24 protein-coding genes, 1 pseudogene and 1 riboswitch are annotated in these 23,297 nt (G+C 62.8%); of the genes and pseudogenes, 20 read left to right on the top strand and 5 right to left on the bottom strand.

Translation table 11 applies throughout. The features are described 5' to 3' along the window. Positions 1-31: 31 nt before the first annotated feature. The 6 genes from Q0877_RS07340 to Q0877_RS07365 all read left to right on the top strand — a co-directional run bounded on the left by Q0877_RS07340 (position 32) and on the right by Q0877_RS07365 (position 7,909). Positions 32-877 carry a DUF4097 family beta strand repeat-containing protein gene (locus Q0877_RS07340; RefSeq protein ID WP_299166737.1) on the top strand — a complete coding sequence of 282 codons (846 nt, stop codon included), beginning with the start codon at positions 32-34 and terminating at the stop codon, positions 875-877. Beyond that, positions 877-1,488 carry a PadR family transcriptional regulator gene (locus Q0877_RS07345; protein WP_299166738.1) on the top strand — a complete coding sequence of 204 codons (612 nt, stop codon included), beginning with the start codon at positions 877-879 and terminating at the stop codon, positions 1,486-1,488. Before Q0877_RS07340 ends, Q0877_RS07345 begins: the two co-directional genes overlap by 1 nt. A 178-nt stretch (positions 1,489-1,666) precedes the next feature. Further along, positions 1,667-3,415 (top strand): ABC transporter family substrate-binding protein, encoded by a 1,749-nt coding sequence (locus Q0877_RS07350; RefSeq protein WP_299166739.1) that lies wholly within the window; start codon positions 1,667-1,669, stop codon positions 3,413-3,415. 116 nt (positions 3,416-3,531) lie between these two features. Beyond that, positions 3,532-5,064, top strand: a complete 1,533-nt coding sequence (locus tag Q0877_RS07355; RefSeq protein ID WP_299166740.1) for an ABC transporter permease — start codon at positions 3,532-3,534, stop codon at positions 5,062-5,064. Positions 5,065-5,072: 8 nt separating this feature from the next. Beyond that, entirely contained in the window at positions 5,073-6,128 is a 1,056-nt protein-coding gene (locus Q0877_RS07360; protein ID WP_299166741.1) for an ABC transporter permease, read from the top strand. Continuing rightward, positions 6,125-7,909 (top strand): ABC transporter ATP-binding protein, encoded by a 1,785-nt coding sequence (locus Q0877_RS07365; RefSeq protein ID WP_299166742.1) that lies wholly within the window; start codon positions 6,125-6,127, stop codon positions 7,907-7,909. The genes Q0877_RS07360 and Q0877_RS07365 overlap by 4 nt, the downstream gene beginning before the upstream one ends. An 87-nt stretch (positions 7,910-7,996) precedes the next feature. Here Q0877_RS07365 and Q0877_RS07370 read toward each other — a convergent pair whose 3' ends face one another. From Q0877_RS07370 to Q0877_RS07380, 3 genes are all read right to left on the bottom strand, one after another. Beyond that, positions 7,997-8,968: a zinc-binding dehydrogenase gene (locus Q0877_RS07370; protein ID WP_299166743.1), complete on the bottom strand. Its 972-nt coding sequence runs from the start codon at positions 8,966-8,968 to the stop codon at positions 7,997-7,999. Between the two features lie 348 nt (positions 8,969-9,316). Then, complete coding sequence (rsrA, locus tag Q0877_RS07375; protein WP_299166744.1) at positions 9,317-9,577, bottom strand: mycothiol system anti-sigma-R factor; 261 nt, start codon at positions 9,575-9,577, stop codon at positions 9,317-9,319. After that, positions 9,574-10,251, bottom strand: coding sequence for a sigma-70 family RNA polymerase sigma factor (locus Q0877_RS07380; RefSeq protein ID WP_299166792.1), 678 nt, complete (start codon positions 10,249-10,251; stop codon positions 9,574-9,576). The genes rsrA and Q0877_RS07380 overlap by 4 nt, the downstream gene beginning before the upstream one ends. A 307-nt stretch (positions 10,252-10,558) precedes the next feature. Between Q0877_RS07380 and Q0877_RS07385 the strand changes: the two genes are divergently transcribed. The 7 genes from Q0877_RS07385 to Q0877_RS07415 all read left to right on the top strand — a co-directional run bounded on the left by Q0877_RS07385 (position 10,559) and on the right by Q0877_RS07415 (position 17,387). After that, on the top strand, positions 10,559-11,107 hold the full coding sequence (locus tag Q0877_RS07385; protein ID WP_299166745.1) for a DoxX family protein: 549 nt from the start codon (positions 10,559-10,561) through the stop codon (positions 11,105-11,107). A gap of 5 nt (positions 11,108-11,112) precedes the next feature. Continuing rightward, positions 11,113-12,462: a 3-phosphoshikimate 1-carboxyvinyltransferase gene (gene aroA, locus Q0877_RS07390; RefSeq protein WP_299166746.1), complete on the top strand. Its 1,350-nt coding sequence runs from the start codon at positions 11,113-11,115 to the stop codon at positions 12,460-12,462. Next, entirely contained in the window at positions 12,459-13,580 is a 1,122-nt protein-coding gene (rsgA, locus tag Q0877_RS07395; RefSeq protein ID WP_299166747.1) for a ribosome small subunit-dependent GTPase A, read from the top strand. The genes aroA and rsgA overlap by 4 nt, the downstream gene beginning before the upstream one ends. A 173-nt stretch (positions 13,581-13,753) precedes the next feature. Continuing rightward, on the top strand, positions 13,754-13,957 hold the full coding sequence (locus Q0877_RS07400) for a cold-shock protein (RefSeq protein WP_026545912.1): 204 nt from the start codon (positions 13,754-13,756) through the stop codon (positions 13,955-13,957). Positions 13,958-14,128: 171 nt separating this feature from the next. Continuing rightward, a complete protein-coding gene (gene hisN / locus Q0877_RS07405) occupies positions 14,129-14,953 on the top strand; it encodes a histidinol-phosphatase (protein ID WP_299166748.1) in 825 nt (274 codons plus the stop codon). Between the two features lie 58 nt (positions 14,954-15,011). After that, a riboswitch (SAM riboswitch) is annotated at positions 15,012-15,125 on the top strand. Then, complete coding sequence (locus tag Q0877_RS07410; RefSeq protein ID WP_299166749.1) at positions 15,082-16,521, top strand: aminotransferase class V-fold PLP-dependent enzyme; 1,440 nt, start codon at positions 15,082-15,084, stop codon at positions 16,519-16,521. Its footprint overlaps the riboswitch before it by 44 nt. 107 nt (positions 16,522-16,628) lie before the next feature. Next, a complete protein-coding gene (locus Q0877_RS07415; RefSeq protein WP_299166750.1) occupies positions 16,629-17,387 on the top strand; it encodes a class I SAM-dependent methyltransferase in 759 nt (252 codons plus the stop codon). A 12-nt stretch (positions 17,388-17,399) separates the two neighbouring features. Here Q0877_RS07415 and Q0877_RS07420 read toward each other — a convergent pair whose 3' ends face one another. Both Q0877_RS07420 and Q0877_RS07425 read right to left on the bottom strand, forming a co-directional pair. After that, positions 17,400-17,564, bottom strand: a complete 165-nt coding sequence (locus Q0877_RS07420; RefSeq protein WP_299166751.1) for a hypothetical protein — start codon at positions 17,562-17,564, stop codon at positions 17,400-17,402. 44 nt (positions 17,565-17,608) lie between these two features. After that, complete coding sequence (locus Q0877_RS07425) at positions 17,609-17,926, bottom strand: hypothetical protein (protein ID WP_299166752.1); 318 nt, start codon at positions 17,924-17,926, stop codon at positions 17,609-17,611. A 99-nt stretch (positions 17,927-18,025) separates the two neighbouring features. Between Q0877_RS07425 and Q0877_RS07430 the strand changes: the two genes are divergently transcribed. The 7 genes and pseudogenes from Q0877_RS07430 (at position 18,026) to Q0877_RS07460 (ending at position 23,274) form a co-directional block, all read left to right on the top strand. Next, positions 18,026-18,937, top strand: a complete 912-nt coding sequence (locus tag Q0877_RS07430; RefSeq protein ID WP_299166753.1) for a metal ABC transporter substrate-binding protein — start codon at positions 18,026-18,028, stop codon at positions 18,935-18,937. Continuing rightward, positions 18,934-19,704 carry a metal ABC transporter ATP-binding protein gene (locus tag Q0877_RS07435; RefSeq protein ID WP_299166754.1) on the top strand — a complete coding sequence of 257 codons (771 nt, stop codon included), beginning with the start codon at positions 18,934-18,936 and terminating at the stop codon, positions 19,702-19,704. Before Q0877_RS07430 ends, Q0877_RS07435 begins: the two co-directional genes overlap by 4 nt. Beyond that, positions 19,704-20,581, top strand: a pseudogene (locus Q0877_RS07440) (metal ABC transporter permease). Before Q0877_RS07435 ends, Q0877_RS07440 begins: the two are co-directional and overlap by 1 nt. A 1-nt stretch (position 20,582) precedes the next feature. Continuing rightward, on the top strand, positions 20,583-21,308 hold the full coding sequence (locus Q0877_RS07445; protein ID WP_299166755.1) for a metal-dependent transcriptional regulator: 726 nt from the start codon (positions 20,583-20,585) through the stop codon (positions 21,306-21,308). Beyond that, positions 21,305-21,706: a CrcB family protein gene (locus tag Q0877_RS07450; RefSeq protein WP_299166757.1), complete on the top strand. Its 402-nt coding sequence runs from the start codon at positions 21,305-21,307 to the stop codon at positions 21,704-21,706. Before Q0877_RS07445 ends, Q0877_RS07450 begins: the two co-directional genes overlap by 4 nt. Further along, complete coding sequence (locus tag Q0877_RS07455) at positions 21,703-22,101, top strand: CrcB family protein (RefSeq protein ID WP_299166759.1); 399 nt, start codon at positions 21,703-21,705, stop codon at positions 22,099-22,101. Before Q0877_RS07450 ends, Q0877_RS07455 begins: the two co-directional genes overlap by 4 nt. Before the next feature lie 72 nt (positions 22,102-22,173). Beyond that, entirely contained in the window at positions 22,174-23,274 is a 1,101-nt protein-coding gene (locus Q0877_RS07460) for a glutamate--cysteine ligase (protein ID WP_299166760.1), read from the top strand. Positions 23,275-23,297 lie beyond the last annotated feature (23 nt).

Consider the following 23,297-nt stretch of genomic DNA (forward strand, 5'->3'; position numbering starts at 1 on the left):
ATTCGCGGAGCCACCGAAAGGCAGCATCACGATGCAGAATGAATGGCAGGTCGAATCACCGCAAACGCTCGAATTCGATGAGGTCCAGTCCATCAGGGCCAGCATCATCGGCGGGCGGGTGGATGTACTGGTTCATGAGGAACCGATCACCCGACTTGAAGTATCCGAGCTTGAGGGAAGACCGATGAACATCCGTCTGAACGATGGACAGTTGGAGATCACCCACGCGAGTGGTATCAGCCACGGTTGGGCGGGATTCGCCGGGCAGCTGATCGGCGCCAAACCGAGAGAAAGTGCCGTAATCACCGTCTCGGTTCCCGAAGAAACCTCCGCGTCTCTCCGAACGGTGAACGGAGACGCGCTCGCGTGCGGTACGCATGACACCTCGCTGGAAACCGTGTCCGGATCCATCCTGGCGGACGACACGTCGGGAACCCTGAAAGTCAACACGGTCAGTGGAGAGGCTATCGTGCGCCACCATTTCGGCCGACTGGTGGTCAAGACCGTCTCGGGAGAGATCACAGCGTCGGGCTTCTGTGACGATATCCGCACCAATAGCGTCAGCGGGGAAATCACGCTCGATCTTCTGGGTGAACCGCGCGAGCTGGAAGCCAGGACGGTGTCCGGAGACCTCACCGTGAGACTGCCCGCCATGGTCGGCATCGATGTGTCTGCATCGTCCGTTTCGGGATCCCTGACCGTCAACGATCGCAAGTTCACCGGGCATGGGAAGAATGAATATTTCGAACGCGGCTCCACCGCCTCCACACTGACGGTGCGCGCAAGTTCAGTGTCCGGTGACGTCGCACTGTTTCACCGTCACCCTGAGACATCTGCTGAGCCCGCATCCGCTGGAGCGAAGGACGGAGGGCACTAGTGCCGGCTGTTTTCGCGCACGGAGCGCTGCGTCTCTACCTGCTGGCGCTACTTGAGGACGGACCCAAACACGGATACGAGATAATCCGGGCCCTGGAGGACCGCTTCGGGGGAACATACTCCCCCAGCGCCGGAACCATTTACCCCCGTTTGGCGAAACTGGAGGCGGAAGGGCTTGTATCTACGGAAACCCATGGCAGGCGCACCACCTACTCCATCACCGCAAACGGATCGGCCGAGGTTGGGGAGCGGGGTGGTGAACTATCGGACATCGAAGTGGACATCTCGGCTTCGGTGCGCAAACTAGCCGACGGGGTCCGGGAGGAGCTGCGTGCGAACATGCGCGGGCTCCGGGCGGATCTCGCCGCGTCCGCCGAGGCAGCCCGCGGCTCGGCCCGGCAATCACACCCGGGTACCAGTCCAGCTGACAGCCGCCGTTCAGTGAAGGAGCTTGAAGTCGTCATCAACAGATTCCGCGACGAGGTGCGTATGGATCTCCGGCGTCACGCCGCCGGAATGCAGGGAGGAATCAGCGACACCGCAGCGGAGACGGTGCTCACCGTTCTTCGCCAGGCGCAGGCGTCTATCCGGGCATCCCTGTCTGGCTACTAAAGCCATTCGGAGCCATACAGATGCGCCCCCGAAGTTGTCCGCACGGCTGAACGTTGCATAAGCGAACGATGTGGCATACTGATCTGCGTGTGATCGGGATCACCTTCTGGACCGATCACCTTATGGGGAGATGGTCTTCGATCCCCATAGGTCTCCGAATCAGCAGTAAGGAAAATCTATGCGTAACAAGCGCACCGCCGCGCTCGCGGCACTTTCCGTCGGAACGCTCATGCTCAGTGCCTGCGGCTCCGCCGGCGGAACGGCGGATAACGAGTCGGAAGCAACCGGCGAAATCGCGCCAAGCATCACGCTCGCAATCAGTCAGACCCCCGATTCCTACAACGGCAATACTGCCAACGCCAACAGTGTCTACAACACGTACGTCGACAACCTGATCCATAGCGGCTTCGGCGCCTTCAGCCCGGAAGGCTGGGAACGCAATGAAGAGTTCGGCAGCTACGAGAAGACGAGCGATGATCCTCTGACCGTCAAGTACACCATCAACGAAGATGCAGTATGGTCCGACGGAACCGCAATCGACTTCGATGATGTGCTGCTGACGTGGGCCGCATTCTCCGGGCAGGTCACGGCAGGCGAGGATGAAAACATCTTCCAGCCTTCGTCAACGAACGGCTGGAGCCAGATCGAGATGCCCGTCGGCGATCCGGGTGCCAAAGAGTTCGAACTGGTTTACACCGAACCGTACGCGGACTGGGAGGCGCTGGTGGGCGGGTTCATGCCGGCTCACGTGGCAGCCGAGCAGGGTGGCCTCTCCCCCGACGGCGAAGGTGCTGAACTGGTTGAAGCCATCCAGTCAGAAGACGTCGATGCACTGACGCCTGTGGCTGAATTCTGGAACACCGGGTGGAACTACGAGACTGATCTTCCCAGCCTCCCCGACACAGCAATCATCCCGTCGTCGGGTCCCTACAAGCTGGATAACGCTTCCAACGGCACGCTGACACTCACCAAAAATGAACAGTACTGGGGTGAGGAACGCGCAGGAAAGACCGAGACGATCGTCTACAAGACGGTCGAGGATACCGAAGTGGTGCAGGCCCTCCAGAACGGGGACGTCGATGTCGTTGATCCGTCGAGCCCGACGGTTGACACGAAGGCATCCCTGGAACAGATCGGTGACGATGTCACGATCGAAACCGGAACCACGATGACCTTCTCCCACGTAGATCTTGACCAGCGCGAAGGCGCTGTCTTCGAGGACATCAAGGTGCGGCAGGCCTTTGCGAAGTGCATGCCCCGCGCCGAAATGGTCGACAAGTTCGTGACACCGATCGAACCTGACGGCCAGGTGCTGAACCTGCGCGAATACCAGCCGTCCCAGGAGGAATACCAAACGGTTCTCGATGGCGCTCCGTCCGCCAGCATGAACGATGAAGTCGACATCGAGGGCGCCAAGGCACTGCTCGAGGAAGCCGGCAAGACCGAGCCGGTAGCCGTTCGCCTCATGCACGCTTCCACCAGCCAGCTGAGGGCCGACCAGGTAGCGCTGATCAAGAACTCCTGTGATCAAGCAGGCTTCGAAATTACTGCACTGTCTGATCCTGAGTGGAGCGCCAAGCTGTCCGAGCCCGGCGCCTGGGATGCCGTCATCTTCGGTTGGGCTGGATCCGGACTGGTAGCTTCCGGCGAATCAATCTACGTTACCGGCGGAGAGCAGAACTTCGGCGGTTACTCCGACGAGGAAGTCGATTCCCTGTGGAAGCAGATCGTCACCAACACCGACCCGGAAAAGGTTGTCGAGCTCAAGACGCAGCTTGAGGAGCGTCTCGCAGCAACTGTCTACAACCAGGTGCTCTACGCCAACCCGGGGCTGATTGCACACAGCTCGAAGGTGGAAGGGGTAGTAATCAACCCGACGCAGACGGGCATCTCCTGGAACGCCTACGAGTGGACCAAGCAACTCTGACAGGTCCATAAGTACTGATCGCGATACTCGGCGGAGGGACGTGCGGAACCGTGTGGCGCCGCCCGTCCCTCCGCTGAACTGTGGCGTTCGTACAGTCTCGCTTTCTAGGAGCCCAGGTGTTCTACTTCATTGCCAAAAGAACGGTGATCTCGTTCTTCATCATGTTTGCAGCGACCACGCTGATGTACTTCCTCACTATTTCCTCCGGGGATCCCTTTGAAGACCTTGGAGAGACCAGCGGACCGGAGAAGGCCGCTATTGTTGCCGCCCGCACGGCCGCACTGAACCTCGACCAGCCGCCGTTGATGCGCTACCTGCTCTGGCTGCAGGAGGTTGGTTACTGCATTGTGCCGGGAGGAGTGCAGTGCACCCTCGGCACGGACCGCGTCGGCAATGCCGTTCTTCCGCAACTGGAGAATGCGATCGGTTCAACGTTCCGTCTGGTGATCGTTGCCACCGTGGTGGCGCTGTTCCTCGGAGTGCTTGTCGGCATCGTCACAGCGTTGCGCCAGTACAGCACGTTCGACTACTCCGTCACCTTCATCGCCTTTGTGCTGTTCTCACTGCCACTGTTCTGGCTTTCCACGCTGCTGAAACAATACGTCGCGATTGACCTGAACACCTGGTTGGCGAATCCGCAGTTGTCCTATCTGGCCATCGCCGGCTTTGGGCTGGTAGCGGGGTTGATCTGGTCGGTGGTCATCGGCGGCGACCGCCGTCGCCGGCTGACGGTCTTCGGCACTGCCGCGATCGCTACGTCGGTGACCCTGTTCGTGCTGCTCGTCACCGACTGGTTCATCAATCCCGCCCTTGGACCCATCGGTATCCTGGTCGCCTCAGCGGCGGTAGCGCTGGGCTGGGTGGCTCTTCTTGCCGGTTTCCGACGACGGCGGATCACCTATGCCGCGCTTGCGACGGCGGCAGCCGGGTACGTCGGCTACCTTGCCACTGCACCGCTGATGACAGACCCGAACTGGCTAATCGTTTTAGCCTTGCTGGTCACCACCATCCTGGTGTCGCTTGCTGTGGGCACGATAGTAGGCGGCCCGTATGCCGGGCAGGCGCGCCGAATCTCCGTCGTCGTGGGCGTGAGCATCGGATTGCTGGTTGTCGCAGACCGGATGCTGCAGGCTTATCCAACCCTGTCCGCCAAGGCAGGGGGCAGACCGATTCCCACCACCGGATCCGAGTCGGTCAATCTGGCGGGCAATTTCTGGGTCATCAACCTGGACTACGCACTGCACCTGCTGCTGCCCACCATGGCACTGACGCTGATCTCCTTCGCGACCTACACCCGGTACACACGGGCAAGCCAGTTGGATGTGATGAATCAGGACTACATCCGCACGGCCCGGGCGAAGGGCTTGAGCGAGCGCACCGTGCTGGTCAAGCACGCATTCCGAAACGCCATGATCCCCATCACCACTCTGATGGCCTTTGACTTCGCGGGTGTGCTGGGCGGCGCGGTCATTACGGAAACGGTGTTCGGGTGGAACGGGATGGGGAAGATGTTCGTCGATGCGATCGGCAACGTGGACCCTGCACCCGTCATGGCCTTCTTCATTGTTGTGGGATCCGCCGCGGTGCTGTTCAACATGCTGGCAGATATCGCGTATGCCTTCCTCGACCCACGCATCACGCTGAGCTAGGACACTTCATGGACAAGCACACAAACTCTGACTCGCGGGCCAGGCTCGAACTGGCGGAACGCAACCTGCAGACCCAGGACACGGAGATCTCCACCTCCGGTCCCACCCTGGACCAAGTCGATCAAGCCAGAAATTCGGGTGCCGGCAGTGCCCCCAGAAACACCGAGGCCAAAAGCCAGGGACGGCTGATCCGTGAGCGCTTCTTCCATCATCGCGGCGCTCTCGCCGGGATGGCGTTGCTTGCGCTGATCATCATCCTCGCGTTCTCATCGATTGGGTTCGCCGGCATACCTGGCTGGTGGGACAAGGAGTACGACGTCCTCGCCGACCGGTTCAACGAGGGCAAACCCACCCTGTCCCTCTGGCCGTTCAGCCTGGGCGAGCACCCCTTCGGGCAGGACGTCCTCGGGCGGGATTACTTCGCGCTGACCATGCGCGGCATCCAAACCTCGCTGATCATCGCTTTCATCGTGGGAATGGTCGGCACCGCCATCGGTACCCTGATCGGCGCAGTGGCCGGATACTTCCGGGGCTGGACCGAAGCTGTCCTGATGCGTTTCACCGACGTCGTCATTACCATCCCCACTCTCGTGATCGCAGCGGTCATGGCAGGGATCGTCGCAAGAAGCGGGATCATCCCTTTCGCCGTGTTCCTCGGACTAATCAGTTGGACCGGACTTGCGCGCATCGTACGCGGTGAGTTCCTCTCCCTCCGGGAGAAGGAATTCGTGGAATCGGCCAAATCCGTGGGAGCGAAATCCGCGAGGATCATTGTGCGGCACATTCTGCCGAACACTGTCGGAGTCATCATCGTTTCCGCGACCCTGGCCATCTCCGGTGCCATTCTCCTCGAGACGGCCCTGAGCTTCCTTGGTCTGGGAGTGAAGGCTCCGGACACCTCCCTGGGCAAGGCCATCAATGACAACCGGTCTGCGTTGACCACCAGGCCCTGGCTTTTCCTGTGGCCGGGAGTCTTCATCGTGGCCATCGCCCTCGCCGTGAACTTCATCGGCGACGGGCTGCGCGATGCCTTCGATCCCAAACAGACAAGGGTGAAGCAATGACTATGAACAAGTACCCCCAGACGTTCACCGACGAAACCCGCCTGGCTGACGAACCGATCCTCACGGTGAAGGACCTCGGCGTTGATTTCAATGTCGAGAACACATGGATGATGGCTGCCGAGGGCGTTTCCTATGACATCCACCCCGGAGAAATTCTCGCGATTGTGGGCGAGTCGGGCTCGGGTAAGTCCATGTCTTCCATGGCCCTGCTCGGCCTGCTCCCCCGGAACGGACGTTCCACGGGTAGCGCCAGGCTTCTCGGACAGGAACTGATCGGTGCCTCCCAGTCGAAGCTTCGGAAAATCCGGGGCAACGACATCGCGATGATTTTCCAGGAGCCGATGACGGCGTTGAATCCGGTGCTGACGGTCGGTGAACAGATCAAGGAAGTGATCGAGCAGCACACAGAGGCATCCCCCGCGCGGGCAAAAGAACGTGCCGTCGAACTGCTGCGCATGGTGGAAATCCCGGATCCGGAACAACGTTACGAATCCTTCCCGCACCAGTTCTCGGGCGGACAACGCCAGCGCGCGATGATAGCCATCGCCCTCGCCAATGATCCGATCCTGTTGATCGCCGACGAGCCAACCACAGCCCTGGACGTGACCGTCCAGGCGGAGGTTCTCGAGCTGCTGCGCAAACTGAACAGGCGACTCAATAGCGCAGTCCTGCTGATCACCCACGACATGGGAGTGGTGGCGGACCTTGCGGACAGGGTTGTGGTGATGGAGCAGGGGAAGATCGTCGAAACAGCGCCCGCCAAGGCGCTGTTCGCCTCACCTCGCGAGCCGTACACGCGGAGATTGTTGGACGCGGTGCCGCACCTTGGCTCCAGGGTAGGCGGGGTCCTGGTCGACGTGGAAGTTGTGGACGGTGCACTGCAGATCCACGAACGCTACGCCGAGACAGACCGCCTGCGCAGGCAGGAGCACCATGATGCCGGCACCGTTCCTGCCCTGGAGCTTGCCAACGTGGACATCGCTTACCCCGGCCGTTTCCGGCATCCGCCGACGAAGGTGGTGCACGACGTCTCCTTCACCATCAACCCGGGCGAGGTGATGGGACTGGTCGGTGAATCCGGTTCCGGCAAATCGACCATTGCGCGCGCGGTGACCGGCCTGCTGAAGACAAGCGCCGGCCGGGTCAGTATTGCGGGCACTGACATCACGCGCCTCACAACGCGGCAGCTGCTCCCCCTCCGCAAGAAATTCGCTATCGTCTTCCAGGATCCAGCGGCCTCGTTGAACCCGCGGCTATCCATCGGAGACAGCATCGGCGAGCCCCTCTACCTGCACGAAAAACTTTCACGGACTGCTCTGAACAAGCGGGTTGAAGCGCTACTCGAGGACGTTCACCTTCCGGTGCATTTCCGCAACCGGTATCCCCATGAGTTGAGCGGAGGCCAAAGGCAAAGAGTCGGCATCGCAAGAGCGCTTTCCCTGCGGCCATCACTGCTGGTGGCGGATGAGCCGACGTCGGCTCTGGACGTATCGGTTCAGTCAAAGGTTCTTGCCCTGCTGCAGGAGCTGCAGCGGGAGCAGGGCTTCGCCTGCCTGTTCGTCAGCCATGACCTTGCCGTTGTGGAACTGTTGGCAAGCCATATCGCCGTCCTCCGCGAGGGCCATATGGTTGAACAGGGATCGACCGAGCAGGTTCTCCTGCACCCCCAGGCGGCCTACACGCGCAAGCTGCTCGCTGCTGCACCGGTGCCGGATCCGGACGAACAAGCAATCCGGCGGAACCAGCGCCTTGCGCTTCTCGGAGCCGGCGCCGCCGGCTAGCGGTATCCCGAACCCAGCCGAACCGGTTGGACGCGCCGCCCGCACCTGATACAGGCGGCGCGTCCGGTCATGTACCTCCTGATCGAATCAGTGGCCGTGATCGAAGACCACCTTGCCGAACACCGCCCCATCGGCCATTCGTTCGAACCCGGTCCTCGCATTCTCGAGCCGATGCACCGAGTCGATCTTCGGGCGCACGCCGGTGACGGACAGGAACTGCGCCAGACGCTGCAACTCGTCCCGGGTCCCCATGGTGGAACCGAGCACCTTCAACTGCAGGAAAAAGACACGGTTCAAGTCGGCTGACGGAGCGGGGCCGCTGGTCGCGCCGCAGGTCACAACAGCTCCCCCCGGCTTGAGCGCCTTCAGCGAGTGCGCCCAGGTCGCTTCGCCAACTGAATCGAAAACGACGTCCACCCGCTCCGTAAGCCGGGCACCGGCGTCGAACGCTTCCTGCGCTCCTAATTCTCTAGCCTGCTGGCGCTTTTCCTCGCTGCGGCTCGTCACCCATACCCGGTATCCGGCCGCGCTGGCAAGCCGGATGAGTGCGGTGGAGACGCCTCCCCCGGCTCCCTGGACAAGGACGGTGGAGCCCGGAGCCGCAGGCGAGGTGGTGAAAAGCATCCGGTAAGCAGTCAGCCAGGAGGTCGGCAGGCAGGCTGCTTCCTCGAAACTGAGGCCTGCCGGCTTGGGCACGAGATTCCGCTCCGGCACCCATACGTAGTCAGCCATCGTGCCCGGATAGTGTTCCGAAAGCAGTGAGCGGCGGGGATCCAGGGTTTCATCCCCCTCCCAGCGCGGCGAGGAAACCACACTGTGCACGAGGACCTCGTTGCCGTCGTCGTCCACACCGGCGCCGTCACAACCGAGGATCATGGGCAGTTTGTCTCGGCTCAGGCCAACCCCGCGCAGCGACCACAGATCGTGGTGGTTCAGGGCTGAAGCGCGTACCCGGACCCGGCGAAAACCCGCCGGAGCATCGGGCTCGGGAAGGTCGCCCACCCGCAAACCGTCCAGCGCTGATTGAGGGGACATCGACTCCGCGTACACTGCGCGCATACCGCGCTCCTTCGCTCGATGGTAAGTGTGGGTGCTTTCGCTCCATCCTAGGCACGGGTTCGTCAAGGGCATGGCGTACCCGGCCTGCCGCCCGTTAGGCTGGCGCCCCTTGCGTATGGGAGACTGGAGGGCAGTCCGGACCCATGTGGTCAATCGGCAAGAGCCACAACAGGCAACGTAAGGAGGCAGCCATGAGCAAGCGTGCACGCAAGCGCCGTGATCGCAAGCGCGGCGGCGCTAACCACGGTAAGCGCCCCAACACCTGACATCTCGGTCAAAGCAAACAGGAGAACCCCCGTACATGTACGGGGGTTCTCCTGTTTTCATCACTGGATCCGGTGAACGAGCCTAATGATCCACTGTCTTTATCTGGCTGATGCGATCGAGGATGTTCGCCTTCAGCTTCGCCGGTGCGACCTCTGTGCATGAGCGCTTCACCACCGAACGGATCAGGCACTCCAGGTCATGCTCCTGGGCGCATTCCGGGCAATCCTCAAGGTGATCCTTGATCTCGACCAGATCGGCATGCGAAAGGGCGCCGTCGAGGTACTCATACAGCCGCTCGATGCGCGTGTCGTCGCAGTTGCCAAGGCTATGGCAGTCGCTCATTTTCCGTTCTCCTGTGTAGTTCCACCGTCAACGGCGGAGGCGCGTGCCGAACTACCCATGCCGCGCTCATGCGCGTACTCGGACAGCAGCTCGCGCAGCAGCTTGCGTCCGCGGTGCAGCCGCGACATCACGGTGCCGATGGGGGTGTTCATGATTTCCGAGATTTCCTTGTATGCGAAGCCCTCGACGTCCGAGAAGTAGACCGCCAGCCGGAACTCCTCCGGAATGGCTTGCAACGCCTGCTTCACATCGGAGTCGGGCAGGTGATCGAGCGCTTCAACCTCAGCTGACCGCAAACCCAGGGAGGTATGTTCCGCTGCCTTGGCGAGCTGCCAGTCCTCGATGGTGTCCGAGTGTGACTGCAGGGGCTCCCGCTGCCGCTTTCGGTACAGGTTGATGTAGGTGTTGGTGAGGATCCGGTACAGCCAGGCCTTCAGATTGGTTCCCGGCTTGTACTGGTGGAAGGCGGAGAATGCTTTGGTGTAAGCCTCCTGCACGAGGTCTTCCGCGTCGGCAGGATTACGCGCCATTCGCATCGCGGCCGAATACAGCTGGTCCACATACTGCATGGCGTCCCGTTCGAACCGCGCCGTCCGCTCTGCAACGGACTCGGTGGACAGGTCCAGTTCCTCATCTTCGGCCGGGGTGGACCCCGCCGCGGCTGTGGTATTCATTGCTGCAAAGTCTACGCGTCCGCGGGTCTGGCGGCGCTGCTTGGGACCGACCGGTGGGTCGAGGCGAATGCTCGGCGTGCGGCTTCGTACCGATGTTGCTGTACCCATCTGCTCCTCGTATCCGTTTAGTGCATGTCAACTATCCACAACCATCGGGAAGAAGCGGATATTCCGGCGCCAGGGCCGAGGCCGGATCGCCTAGGTGCGTCAAAGGTGCAAAACTAGACACATCCATCCACGGTTGTAACTGACTTTGTTCGCATAAGTAGATCCGGTGCCCCAACGGTGCTGGAAGCCAGGAGGCATTGTGACCCTTGTTCGCGTACTCGCCCGCCCATTGCTTGCCAGCAGCTTCGTCCTTACGGGCGTTGACCGGCTTCGGAACACCGACGCCGCTGCTACCGCCCTTCGTCCTACCCTTGACCGCATCAGCAAGGCAGTGCCGGCAGCAGCATCGGCGACCAGCAACGAACAGCGTGTTGCGAGGGTTCTTGGCGCCGCGCATCTCTGTGCTGCCGTCCTGCTGGGAATCGGCCGCTTCTCGCGGCTTTCCGCGGCCGTTCTGGTCGGCACATCGACCTTGAACGCCGTCGTCGAGTTCAACAACGCGGACTCGTCCACGTCCAAGGCACGAAAGGACCGGCGTAATCAGCTTTTGAAGAACCTCTCCCTGATCGGCGCCGTACTGCTTGCGGCCGTGGACACCAACGGACGCCCGAGCTGGGCCTGGCGGGCAGAGCACTTCGCCGAGGACGCGCGCCGTAATGCACTGGCCCTGAGCCATGACACCCGCAAGAGCATCAAGAAGGCGGAAAAGGCTGTCCGCAAGACGGCGTCGGAAGTCACGGGTAGCTAAGGAGCATGAGCGCGCTGTCCCCCGCACCCTCCTCAACGTCCTTCTGGCGCGCACCACATCCACAGGGACCCGTGGATGCAACGGTCGAAGTGCCTGCGTCGAAGTCGCTGACCAACCGGTACCTCATCCTGGCTGCCCTCGCCGACGGGCCGAGCAGGCTTCGCGGTCCGTTGCATTCAAGGGACGCGCAGCTCATGGTGGACGCGCTGGAATCTCTCGGCGCGCGGGTGGAGGAGGTCGACGGCGACGGCACGTTCGGGCCCGATCTCCTCGTTACTCCCATTCCGGCGGGCGCGTCGGGTGATGCGAGCGTGGACTGCGGACTGGCGGGCACGGTCATGCGCTTCGTTCCGCCTCTGGCCGCGCTCCGGTCAGGGCGAACCTCCTTCGATGGCGATCCGCACGCCCGCCGGCGTCCGATGGGTGCTGTCATCCGTGCACTGCGGGGCCTCGGCGTGAAAGTCCAGGATGACAGTGACGACAGCGGCCAAGGTGCCCTGCCTTTCACAGTCGCCGGTGGCAGCGTAGTCAGGGGCGGCCGGCTTGTCATTGACGCAAGCGCTTCGTCCCAGTTCGTGTCCGCGCTGCTGCTCGTGGGTGCGCGGTTCACCGACGGGCTGCACCTGGAACATGTCGGCAAGCCGGTTCCGAGCCTGGACCACATCGCCATGACGGTTCGCGTACTACGGGACGTGGGCGTCGAGGTTGACGATTCGGTGCCGAACCACTGGCGGGTGGCACCCGGAAGAATCAGCGCTTTCGACGTGCGCATCGAGCCGGATTTGTCCAACGCCGGGCCTTTCCTGGCAGCGGCACTGGCGACCGGCGGTACGGTCCGCATACCGCACTGGCCCGCGGAAACCACCCAGGTGGGTCAGAAGTGGCGCACCATCCTGCCCCAGTTGGGCGCCGACGTTGCACTCACAGAGGATTCCACGCTGGTTGTGCGCGGAACCGGAACAATCACGGGCGCAGAACTGGCGGACACCAGCGAGCTCGCCCCGACCGTTGCTGCGCTGTGCGCTCTGGCACGGACGGCGTCCGTGCTGACAGGAATCGGACATCTGCGCGGACACGAAACGGACCGGCTCGCTGCACTCGTCGCAGAGATCACGCGCCTGGGCGGGGATGCCGAAGAGACCGACGACGGAATAATCATCCGCCCTGCCGCGTTGCACGGCGGCCCGTTCCATACGTACGAGGACCACCGCATGGCCACAGCGGGGGCGATTCTCGGCCTGGCAGTTGACGGCGTGGACGTTGAGAACATCGCGACAACCGGCAAGACCATGCCCCAGTTTCCCCAGTTGTGGGAGGCGATGGCAGCCACCGCTAAGCCAAGCGGTTCGCGGTGACGCCGGCCGGATCACGGCGTGGAACCTCCTCCTGGGACGAGTCGGACGTCCGGATCCGACCGAACAAGAAGGGTTCCCGTCCCCGTACGAAGGACCGCCCGGCCCACGAAGACGCCGTGACCGGCCGTATCATCACGGTCGACCGCGGACGGTATACCGCCGTGGTGGATGAGGACACCGACGCCGAACGCGTTGTCATTGCCGCCCGCGCACGTGAGCTGCGTCGCTCCCCCGTCGTGGCCGGAGACCTCGTGGCCCTGGTGGGCGACGTGAGCGGGGAACCGGATACGCTAGCGCGGCTGGTCCGCATCCAGGAACGGCATACCCTCCTGCGCCGGAGCGCTGATGACACTGATCCGGTGGAGCGTGCGGTGGTCGCCAACGCGGACCAGCTGGTAATCGTCGTGGCGGCGGCGAACCCGGAGCCCCGTACCGGATTCATTGACCGCGCACTGGTGGCCGCGTACGACGCCGGCATCCAGCCGCTGCTCTGCGTCACCAAGGCTGACCTGAAAAGCCCGTCAGAGCTGTTGGCCAACTATGAGCACCTCGACCTGCACATCATCACGAGCCAGACCGCATCCACGCCGGACGCGGTGGAAACGACCTCCGACAGCGGAGCATCCGCCCTCCTTGCCCCCGGTGCGGTCGCTCAGCTGAAAGCTCTTTTGGATGGTCAGGTAAGCGTTCTGCTCGGTCACTCCGGAGTGGGCAAGTCGACGCTGGTGAACGCACTCACTGGTGCCAATCGCGCCACGGGCGGCGTGAACGCCGTGACTGGACGCGGACGGCATACGTCGTCGTCCGCCTATGCGCTGAAAGCTGCAGACTCAGCACCGGGTACCTGGATTATCGACACGCCCGGCATCCGTTCCTTTGGCCTTGCCCATGTCGACGCCGACCGCATCCTCGCTGCCTTCCCGGACCTCGCACCCGGAACCGACGAATGCGCACGCGGGTGCCGGCACGACGGCGCGGCCGTCAACTGCGGGCTGGACGGCTGGGTTGCGGCCGGAGCCGCCGGCGAGTCAGGGCCCGTGCGTCTTGCGTCCCTTCGCCGGCTTCTGGATGCGGGAATCGAGCCGGCGCAGAGCGGGAAGGAACTGGGTCTGCAATAGCGGATGCGACTTACCGCCGATTGCCTGCTAGAGTGGACGTAGTTGTTGTGTTGCGCACGAATGTTAAGCCTTGATTTCTCTCCGGAGTTCGAAAGCTTTTTTTGCAGGCGAAATGAACACCGCGACGGGAACCCCGAAGTACGGGGGGATCCTCACACTCAAGGAATAAAAAAATGGCAACAGGTACAGTCAAGTGGTTCAACGCTGAAAAGGGCTTTGGATTCATCGCTCCTGACGACGGTGGCGCTGACGTCTTCGCTCACTTCTCCGCAATCAACTCCGGCGGCTTCCGCTCGCTCGAGGAGAACCAGAAGGTCAGCTTCGAGACCACCCAGGGCCCCAAGGGCCCCCAGGCTGAGAACATCTCCGTTCTCTAAGTCTCAAGTCTTTAAGCCTTAGCGCTTACAGAGAAGGGACATCGGCTCAACGCCGATGTCCCTTCTTGTGTTTAAGGATCCAGCTTGCGCCGATCGGTCTCATTTGACGCCGAGCGCGTCCCCTCCCAGGCCTCCCGCATCTGCCCGTCCTGACGAGATAGGTTGAAGGGTATGAACCTCCAGAGCTACAACGATGACCTCCGCCTTGCCCATGTAATGGCCGACTCCGTGGACGACCAGACCATGTCCAGGTTCAAGGCGCTGGATCTGGCGGTTGAAACCAAGCCTGACTTCACACCCGTGACCGATGCCGACAAGTCAGCTGAAGAGGCAATCCGCGGGCAGCTCTCGCGCGCTCGTCCGCGCGATGCCGTGCTCGGTGAAGAATTCGGAAGCAGCGGCGCCGGCTCCCGGCGGTGGATCATCGACCCGATCGACGGCACGAAGAACTTCGTGCGCGGCGTACCCGTGTGGGCCACGCTCATTGCGCTCGTGGATGAGGGGCGCCCCGTCGTCGGGGTCGTCAGCGCACCCGCCCTGGGGAAACGCTGGTGGGCCGCTACCGGAACGGGTGCGTTCACCGGCAAATCACTGGCCGCCGCAACCCGGCTGCGCGTTTCGAGCGTGTCCCGCCTCGAAGATGCATCCCTCTCCTACTCCAGCCTGTCCGGGTGGAAGGAACGCGGCAACCTCGATGAGTTCGTGTCCCTCACCGACTCCGTTTGGCGCACACGAGCCTACGGCGATTTCTGGTCCTACTGCCTTGTTGCTGAGGGTGCCGTGGACATCGCTTGCGAACCGGAGCTCAATCTGTACGACATGGCAGCGCTGGTACCGATAGTCACGGAGGCCGGAGGCCGGTTCACCTCTCTCGAAGGGGCAGATGGGCCGTTCGGCGGCAACGCCCTGGCAACCAACAGCACACTGCACAACGACGTTCTGAAGATGCTCAACCCGTCACTTGACGACTTGCTGCAGGAAGGAACGGGAACCTGAGGACTGTTGCGTAACAAAGCAGGCGGATAAGTCCGGGCTGTCCTATTCTGGACTCCTAGGTCACGAGTGCCAGCGCTAAACCCCGGTTTGCTGGCCGGCAACCCTCCTTCCGCGGTGGGGTGCCCCGGGTGACGACCAGGCCGGACCGGATGTGGTTCGGCAAGCGCGGGACCTCCCTCGGCGGGTCCCAAAAGACCACTGTGGGGTTTCCCTTGAGCAATGCGATTCTTGATCACCTGGAACTGTCCGCTGCGCCGCTGGCTGCCGTACTTGGCGCTGAACTGCAGGCACCGCTGATTGATGGCACCACGGCCCGTTACGTGAACCTGGACTACGCGGCATCAACGCCGGCGCTGCAGCAGGTCAATGACTACGTGCAAGGCGTGTTGCCCTACTACGCCAGCGTGCATCGGGGCGCAGGGTACGCGTCACAGATTTCGACGTCCCTCTACGAGAATGCGCGCACAACGGTGCGGACGTTCGTCGGGGGGCGGGAAGATGATGCAGTTATTTTCACCCGCAACACCACCGATGCGCTGAACCTGCTGGCCGGCTGCCTACCGGAGGACGGCGAGGTCCTGTACCTCGATCTTGAACACCACGCCAACCTCCTGCCCTGGCTGCGGCGCCCGCATCGCGGAATCGTCGCCTGTGACACGATTGAGGCAACGCTCGCTGCTGTGGAGGAGGAACTGTCCTCCGGCACGATCAGCCTTCTCGCTGTCACCGGTGCCTCGAACGTGACCGGAGAGGTGCTGCCGGTTGCCCGGTTAGCGGCTGCCGCGCACGCCCACGGCGCGCGAATTGCCGTTGATGCAGCGCAGCTCGCACCCCACCGACGGATCAACCTGGTGCGTGACGGCATTGACTACGTAGCGTTCTCCGGCCACAAGCTGTATGCGCCATTCGGAGCAGGTGCCCTTGTGGGCAGGACCGACTGGCTCGACGCGGGAGTTCCGCACCTTGCCGGCGGCGGCGCGGTGAAAGCGGTGAAGGTGGATTCGGTCGTGTGGACAACCGGACCTGCCCGTCACGAGGGCGGTTCCCCGAATGTCCTTGGTGCAGCGGCGTTGGCGCACGCAACGGAGGTCATCGCAGGCCTGGACGGGGAGGACTGGCTGAGGCACGAGTCCGATCTGCGGCAGGCGCTTGTGGCGGGACTTTCGCATCTTCCCGGCATCACCGTTCACCGCATCTTCTCGGACAGCGCCGACGCAATCGGCGTAGTGAATTTCTCAGTTCACGGTTACGACGCCGGTCTTGTCGCCGCCTACCTGTCCGCCGAGCACGGCGTGGGCTTACGTGATGGGAAGTTCTGCGCCCATCCGCTGCTGAAGCGCCTTGGCTTGCCTTCGGGATCGCTGAGGGCAAGTTTCGGGCTCGGTTCGAGGCAGGATGACGTCGACCGGCTGCTGACCGGCCTCACCTCGCTCCTTCGCGATGGCCTGGGCGCCGACTATGTGGTTGATACCGGGCGCTGGGTACCCGCCGTCGAAACCCGTGCCTTCCCTGACTGGGCTCCGCACACTCCTGGAACGGCCGGCGCAGCTCCCTGCACAACCGACTGACAATGCATGCTCCCTGAGCATGCCGAGAGCGGCTCCTGACCGGGATGCCACCAGCCGGGATGATCTAATTGATGGGTCCCCTACCCAACTCATCAGGAGCTGCCGCCATGGGCACTGGAGGTCCACGCCTCGCGGAGCATCGCCGTCGTGAATTGGCGCGAGGCTACCTGCAGGACGGCGAGCGCTATGAGCGCGTCCGTCCGGGGTACCCGCTCGAGTGCGTGGAGTGGCTGATCCCGCCCCGGGCACGGCGGGCAGCCGACGTCGGCGCCGGCACCGGGAAGTTCACCCGTGAGCTCGTCCAGCGCTGCCCGCAGGTCACGGCGGTGGACCCGTCCCAGGACATGCTCTCGGTGCTCACGGAGCACCTTCCGGGAGTTGACTGTGTCCTTGGTACAGCGGAAGCCTCCGGACTCCCAACTGCCAGCTTTGACCTCGTCACTCTTGCCCAGGCATGGCACTGGTGTGATCCTGCCGAGACGAGCGCGGAAGCAGCGCGCATCCTCGTTTCCGGAGGGGTTTTAGGCCTTGTCTGGAACCAGCTGGACGTAAGTTCGCCGTGGGTACACCGGCTCTCACGCATCATGCATGCGGGTGACGTTTTCCGGCCGGACTATCGGCCCTCGCTCGGATCGTGGTTCTCGAAGCCGGAGCCGAAGGTAGTCGCCTGGACGCAGTCCCTTCCGGTTGCGGACATCGTGGAACTCGCCCGGTCCCGCAGCTACTATCAGAACGCATCCGCAAGCGTCCGCGCCAAAGTCGAGGCGAACCTGCTCTGGTACCTCCACGACTACCTCGGGCACGAATCAGGCGCCGTGATCCAATTGCCGTACCTGACCTACTGCTGGCGGGCCACCCGCCTTTAGTTCTGCCCGCTCTTAGTCCTGCCCGGAGTTCCCGGACGTGTCAGGCCCGGAATCGGCGCCCTCCGCCGGGTCCTGGGAGTGGATTCCGGTGTCCGCAGGGTTCCTGGACCGGTCCCCTTCCGCCGGTTGCTCGGTATGCTCCCGCGGCTCTTCCTCGTACTGTGATTCTTCGGTCATCTCCGGCACCTTTCCGATTGCTGATCCTGCATGCCTCTTGCGGCTTAATGCCCGCTCCAGCCATCGCCTTCCGTGTATTCCGCGATGAGTTTGCCGGCACCGACCCGATTGGAGTTGTCGCCATCTTCATACAGCTTCGCCCGGGAGGCTTTGCTGTGCCCGATGATTTCCTCGGCCGCTCTTCGGGCCTCATCAAAGGAGGAGCCGAAAACGCCGCTTCGGATCGGAAGGTCCTTCGCATGCACCACGGGTGCATCAGTTTCACTGAGCGGAACCGTATAGCCGGATTCCTGGTCGCTGACCGGAATCTCGATCCGTTCATCATCAGTAGCCGGCACGGTGTATTCAACGTAGTAAGCCATGTTGCCACCATGCACCGTGGGGCGCGTCGCTGTCGAGGGTGACGGGCAGGCTCCGAGCGCATTGCTGGCGGTCCCATCGCTGCTGCGGTAAATTTAGGTATGCCGAAATTCTGGATTGCGGCGTGCCTCATTCTTTGCCTGACAGTGATCTCCGGATGCGGCATACCATCGACTGCACGCACCGCAGCTCACGCGGATCCCCGCCCCGTCGTGCTGACAACATTCTCGGTCCTCGCGGACCTCACCAGGACAGTCGCCGGTGACCATATCCGGGTCGAATCTATCACCAAGGTGGGAACCGAAATTCACGGCTATGAGCCGACGCCCTCCGATCTTGTCAGGGCGCAGGATGCTGACCTGATCCTCGACAACGGTCTCGGCCTGGAGCGCTGGTTTGAGCGTTTCGTGCTGTCCGTCGACGCGCCGCACGTGGTTCTTTCCGAGGGCGTTGAGCCGGTTGACATCCGCTCCGGCGATTACCAGGGCCTGCCCAACCCCCATGCATGGATGTCCCCCAAGGCCGCGCAAATCTATGTCGACAACATCAGCGCAGCGCTCTCGGATTTGGATCCGGCCAACTCCCGTGAGTACGCAGCGAACGGCGCCGCGTTGAAGCAGGAACTCCAGATTCTCCTGACCGAGCTGCAGGCTGCGTTCGGAGCGAGCTCGGCAACGCCCGCTCTTGTCACCTGTGAAGGAGCGTTCTCCTATCTCGCGCGGGACGCTGGTCTGGAAGAGGCGTTCATCTGGCCGGTCAACTCAGACAGCGAAGGCACCCCGCGGCAGATCAAGGACGTCATCGCGTTCGTCGAGAAACACGATGTGCCGACTGTCTTCTGCGAATCCACAGTGAATCCCTCTGCCCAGCAGCAGGTTGCACGCAGCACAGGCGCCGAGTTGGCCGGCCCACTCTACGTGGACTCGCTATCGGAAACGGCCGGACCGGTTCCCACGTTCCTCGACCTGCTGCGGCATGACATCAACATCATCGTCGAAGGACTGGCCTCATGACCCTGACCACCACTACTGAACCGGCAATCGCCGTCGAGGGTTTAAGCGTTTCCTACGGGGAGGTTACCGCCGTCGACGATGTGAGCTTCAGGCTGCACCGTGCGCAGGTGTGCGGTCTGATCGGCGTGAACGGCTCAGGTAAATCAACACTGTTCAAGTGCCTGATGGGGCTCGTCACCGCCCAGCAGGGATCCCTCTCGCTCTTCGGCCTGACGTCCACGGCGGCCCGGAAGGGCAAGCTCGTGGCGTATGTGCCGCAGTCCGAAGACGTGGACTGGAACTTCCCGGTGTCTGTTGGAGATGTCGTCATGATGGGTCGGTACGCGCATATGGGTCCACTGCGGCACCCAACGCGTGCGGATCGTGCCGCGGTGGATGAGGCGCTGGAACGGGTGGGCCTCACGCAACTGCGGAACAGGCAGGTAGGGGAACTTTCCGGCGGCCAGAGAAAACGTGCTTTCGTTGCGCGGGGAATTGCCCAGAACGCCCAGCTCCTTCTACTTGATGAGCCGTTCGCTGGAGTGGACAAGACCAGCGAGGCCACAATCGTCGAACTCCTTCACGATCTGAAAGATGAAGGGCGAACCATTCTGGTGTCCACCCACGATCTCGCGGGCCTCCCCCAGCTGTGTGACCGGGCGATCCTGCTGCACCAGCGCATCCTTGCCGAAGGAACGCCCGATGATGTGCTGACCCATGCCAACCTGGCGCGGGCGTTTGGGCCGGCAGGGACCGCTGCCGCCACTTCGACAGAACCGGGCGCATAGTGGACCCCGTCACATTTCTCCTCGAGCCGCTGCAGTACGGTTTCCTGACCCGAGCGCTGCTGGTTACCCTGGCGGCCGCCGTCGTGGCTTCGGTATTGTCCTGCTGGCTCATTCTGATGGGCTGGTCGCTGATGGGTGACGCCGTCTCACACGCAGTACTGCCCGGGGTGGCGATCGCCTACATCGTCGGTGTCCCGTTCTCGATCGGCGCTTTCATCTTCGGAGCGGGAGCCGTGGCACTGATCGGTGCCGTGAAGTCGACAACCAAGCTGAAGTCCGACACGGTGATCGGCGTGGTGTTCACAGCACTCTTCGCGGTGGGCCTGGCAATCATCTCAAGAACGCCATCACAGGTTGACCTGATGCACATCCTCTTCGGTACGTCCTCGGGGTGACGGACGGTGAACTCTGGCAGGTCTTGATCCTTGGGACGCTGACACTCGTGATCCTGCTGATCAAGAGGCGGGACCTTACGTTGCTCGCCTTCGACCGCACGCATGCGCATGTCATCGGGTTGAACACCAGGGCGCTGGGTGCGCTTCTGTTGGGATTGCTCGCCCTCAGCGTGGTGGTGGGGCTGCAGGCGGTCGGCATCATCCTCGTGGTGGCAATGCTCATCACACCAGGCGCAACCGCTTTCCTGCTGACCCGCAGTTTCGACCGCATGCTGGTGCTCGCTGTCCTGATCACATCGACCGCTGCTGTCTCCGGCATCTACGCGAGTTACTACCTCGACATCTCTACCGGAGCATCAGTGGTGCTTGCCCAGGCGCTCGCCTTCGCCGTTGCGTACGTCGCGGCTCCGCGAACCGGCCTCGTAGCTCAGCTGCGAAAACGACGACGACGGGGCGCTTCCCCTGTTGGGCAGGCTGCCTGACATGGCTGCAAGAACACACCCTCCTGGCAGCGATTCCTCCAGCGTCCAGGACTACGTGAAAACAATTTATTCGCTTTCGGAATGGCGCACCGAGCCCGTGACATCGTCGCGGTTGGCAGCGCGGCTGTCGGTTGCCAACTCCTCGGTCTCCGAAATGATCCGGAAGCTGGCCGAGCTCGGGCTGGTCGCCCATAAACCCTATCGGCCGGTTGAGCTCACCGCTGAAGGCCGACGTCTTGCCCTGGCCATGGTGAGGCGGCACCGGTTGCTCGAGACGTTCCTGGTCCAGGACCTGGGTTACCGCTGGGATGAGGTTCACGACGAGGCCGAGGTCCTCGAGCACACTGTCTCCGACACCTTCATTGACCGACTGGATGCCCGGCTGGGTTTCCCCTCGGCCGACCCGCACGGAGATCCGATCCCTACCCCGGAGGGTGCGATCACCCTCCCGGATGCGCGCCCTTTGGACAGCTTCGACGACGGGCATGCAGGACGGGTTACCCGGATCAGCGACGAAGATCCGCAGCTGCTGAGGTTCCTGGCGGCCGAAGACATCGGTCTTGGTTCGGTGGTGACTGTGCTGGCACGCATTCCATTCGGAGGTCCCCTGCAGACGCGCATCGACACCGGGGCCGGCCCCCGGGACTTCAGCTTCGGCGACGAACTCGCGCGGTCCATCTGGGTGGAATCGGTGGGAGAACATGCCGGCTGTAGCTTGGTGCCATGACTGCTCAGCCGCACAGCCTGTCCGCACGTAGCGACTGGAGGATCTGGGCCGCCGTCGCTATTGGAGGTTTTGGAGGAACGGAGGCGCGTTACCTGCTCGGTGTGCTGTTTCCGGAATCCGCTGGGATCTTCCCCTTCACTACGCTGGCAATCAATATCGGCGGAAGTTTCCTGCTCGGCTGGCTGGCAGCACGTTGGTCAGCGAACTCGCACATGCCCCGGTGGGTGCAGGCCGGACTGGGACCGGGCCTCCTAGGCTCATTCACCACCTTTTCGGCCGTCTCGCTTGTTTCGGTGACCGAACCTGCCCTCCTGGCTCAGTACCTCGCACTGTCCCTCGTGCTTGGCCTGGCGTCCGCCGCCGCCGGAACCGCGCTGGGGCAGAGGCGGACGGCATGATCACTGCAGCCCTGGTAGGTATCGGTGGCATGGTCGGCGCACTGTTGCGCTTCGCCGTCGACAGCGCGTTTGAGACGCTGCGCGCACGACGACGGCATCCAGTGCCGCCCAAGGCCCCCTTTCCCAGCGGAACGCTAATGGTCAACACCGTGGGATCAGGCACAATCGGTGTTCTTTGGGGCTTGCTCCTGAACTCAGCACTGGAAGCCCACTGGTATGAGGTGTTGGCCGCCGGGCTGGCAGGTGGGCTGACCACTTTCAGCACGTTCACCGTCGCCGCTGTCTCACTGTGGGCAGGCAGGAGGAAGATTGCCGCCGTCGTGCACGTCGTCGCGAATGTGAGCTGCGGTCTGGCAGCAGCCTGGCTGGGTCTTCTTGCCACCGGCGCTGTGTGACGCCGCGGTGCCGGGGCACCAAAGTCTCTGCCTACACTGGGGGCAATCCATCGACGCATCGAAAGAGGCTCTATGACCACGCTGGGAATTGAAGAAGAGTACCTTCTGCTCCATCCCGAATCGGGGTTGCCCGTCTTCAACGCCGCCGATGTCCAGGCACTGCTGGAAACCGGTGGCACAGTCAAGAACGAAGACATCCAGCGCGAACTGTTGAGCTGCCAGATCGAGACGGCGACGCCGGTCTGCCAGACGCTCACGGAGGCCGAGGAATCGCTCCTGAACTTTCGCCGTCAGTTATCAGCGGCTGCGCGGAAGTCGGGCGTCCGGGCAAGCGGATCAGCAACGGCTCCGCGCATCGAAGAAGGCTATCCGGAGCTCACCGACAAGCAGCGGTACCACGAACTGAAGTCGAGCGCCCCCGGTATTGTGGCGGACCAGTTCGTCAACGGGCTTCATGTGCACGTCTCGATCCCGGACAAGGAAACCGGCGTGCAGGCGCTCAACCGGATCCGTCCCTGGCTTCCGGTCATCACTGCACTGAGCGCCAACTCTCCGTTCTGGCTTGACCGCGACAGCGGATTCGCAAGCTGGCGTACCGTGCATTACCGCCGCTGGCCGGTCCAGGGCATTCCGCCCATTTTCGCGGACGCTGCGGAATACGAACGCCGTATCGAGCGCTTGGTGGACACCGGAGTCATCATCGACCGGGGGGTTCTGACCTGGGTTGCGCGGCTCTCAGACCGCTACCCCACCCTTGAAGTGCGCACCGCGGATGCGCAACTGGAAGCGCAGGACTCCGTGCTGATCGCCGGCCTGGTACGTGGCCTTGTCACCACTGCGGTCAACGAAGCGCAGAATGGCCTGCCGTACGCCGACCCGGATGCGGAGCTGCTGGATGCGGCGCAGTGGCAGGCAGCGCGCCAGGGCCTGGGAGACGTCGTCGTCAATCCGTTGTCCGGAAAGCTGGTGCCCGCCCGGGAACAGATGGACCGACTGCTGGAGTACGTCGGCACTGCACTTGATGACGCGGGCGATACCCACTGGATCAATATCGGCCTGAAGACCGTCTGGGAACGGGGCACGGGCGCCGACCGTCAACGCCGCGCTATGGACAGCAGCGGTGTAACCGGGCTGATCGACCTCTACACGGAAACCCTGATCGCCGAACGCTGACCCTCCGCCTTTCGCGCGTTGAG

Origin of the sequence: uncultured Arthrobacter sp. (assembly GCF_947495145.1) — a bacterium.
GTDB lineage: Bacteria > Actinomycetota > Actinomycetes > Actinomycetales > Micrococcaceae > Arthrobacter_D.

Excerpts from the sequence above, each read along its gene's own strand:
- aroA (WP_299166746.1), top strand. The coding sequence starts at position 11,113 with ATGAGCGCGCTGTCCCCCGCACCCTCCTCAACGTCCTTCTGGCGCGCA.
- Q0877_RS07360 (WP_299166741.1), top strand. The coding sequence starts at position 5,073 with ATGGACAAGCACACAAACTCTGACTCGCGGGCCAGGCTCGAACTGGCG.
- Q0877_RS07350 (WP_299166739.1), top strand. The coding sequence starts at position 1,667 with ATGCGTAACAAGCGCACCGCCGCGCTCGCGGCACTTTCCGTCGGAACG.
- Q0877_RS07450 (WP_299166757.1), top strand. The coding sequence starts at position 21,305 with ATGACTGCTCAGCCGCACAGCCTGTCCGCACGTAGCGACTGGAGGATC.
- Q0877_RS07370 (WP_299166743.1), bottom strand. The coding sequence starts at position 8,968 with ATGCGCGCAGTGTACGCGGAGTCGATGTCCCCTCAATCAGCGCTGGAC.
- Q0877_RS07415 (WP_299166750.1), top strand. The coding sequence starts at position 16,629 with ATGGGCACTGGAGGTCCACGCCTCGCGGAGCATCGCCGTCGTGAATTG.
- Q0877_RS07420 (WP_299166751.1), bottom strand. The coding sequence starts at position 17,564 with ATGACCGAAGAATCACAGTACGAGGAAGAGCCGCGGGAGCATACCGAG.
- Q0877_RS07445 (WP_299166755.1), top strand. The coding sequence starts at position 20,583 with ATGGCTGCAAGAACACACCCTCCTGGCAGCGATTCCTCCAGCGTCCAG.
- Q0877_RS07435 (WP_299166754.1), top strand. The coding sequence starts at position 18,934 with ATGACCCTGACCACCACTACTGAACCGGCAATCGCCGTCGAGGGTTTA.
- rsrA (WP_299166744.1), bottom strand. The coding sequence starts at position 9,577 with ATGAGCGACTGCCATAGCCTTGGCAACTGCGACGACACGCGCATCGAG.
- Q0877_RS07430 (WP_299166753.1), top strand. The coding sequence starts at position 18,026 with ATGCCGAAATTCTGGATTGCGGCGTGCCTCATTCTTTGCCTGACAGTG.
- Q0877_RS07380 (WP_299166792.1), bottom strand. The coding sequence starts at position 10,251 with ATGAATACCACAGCCGCGGCGGGGTCCACCCCGGCCGAAGATGAGGAA.
- Q0877_RS07425 (WP_299166752.1), bottom strand. The coding sequence starts at position 17,926 with ATGGCTTACTACGTTGAATACACCGTGCCGGCTACTGATGATGAACGG.
- Q0877_RS07455 (WP_299166759.1), top strand. The coding sequence starts at position 21,703 with ATGATCACTGCAGCCCTGGTAGGTATCGGTGGCATGGTCGGCGCACTG.
- hisN (WP_299166748.1), top strand. The coding sequence starts at position 14,129 with ATGAACCTCCAGAGCTACAACGATGACCTCCGCCTTGCCCATGTAATG.
- Q0877_RS07460 (WP_299166760.1), top strand. The coding sequence starts at position 22,174 with ATGACCACGCTGGGAATTGAAGAAGAGTACCTTCTGCTCCATCCCGAA.
- Q0877_RS07365 (WP_299166742.1), top strand. The coding sequence starts at position 6,125 with ATGACTATGAACAAGTACCCCCAGACGTTCACCGACGAAACCCGCCTG.
- Q0877_RS07400 (WP_026545912.1), top strand. The coding sequence starts at position 13,754 with ATGGCAACAGGTACAGTCAAGTGGTTCAACGCTGAAAAGGGCTTTGGA.
- Q0877_RS07340 (WP_299166737.1), top strand. The coding sequence starts at position 32 with ATGCAGAATGAATGGCAGGTCGAATCACCGCAAACGCTCGAATTCGAT.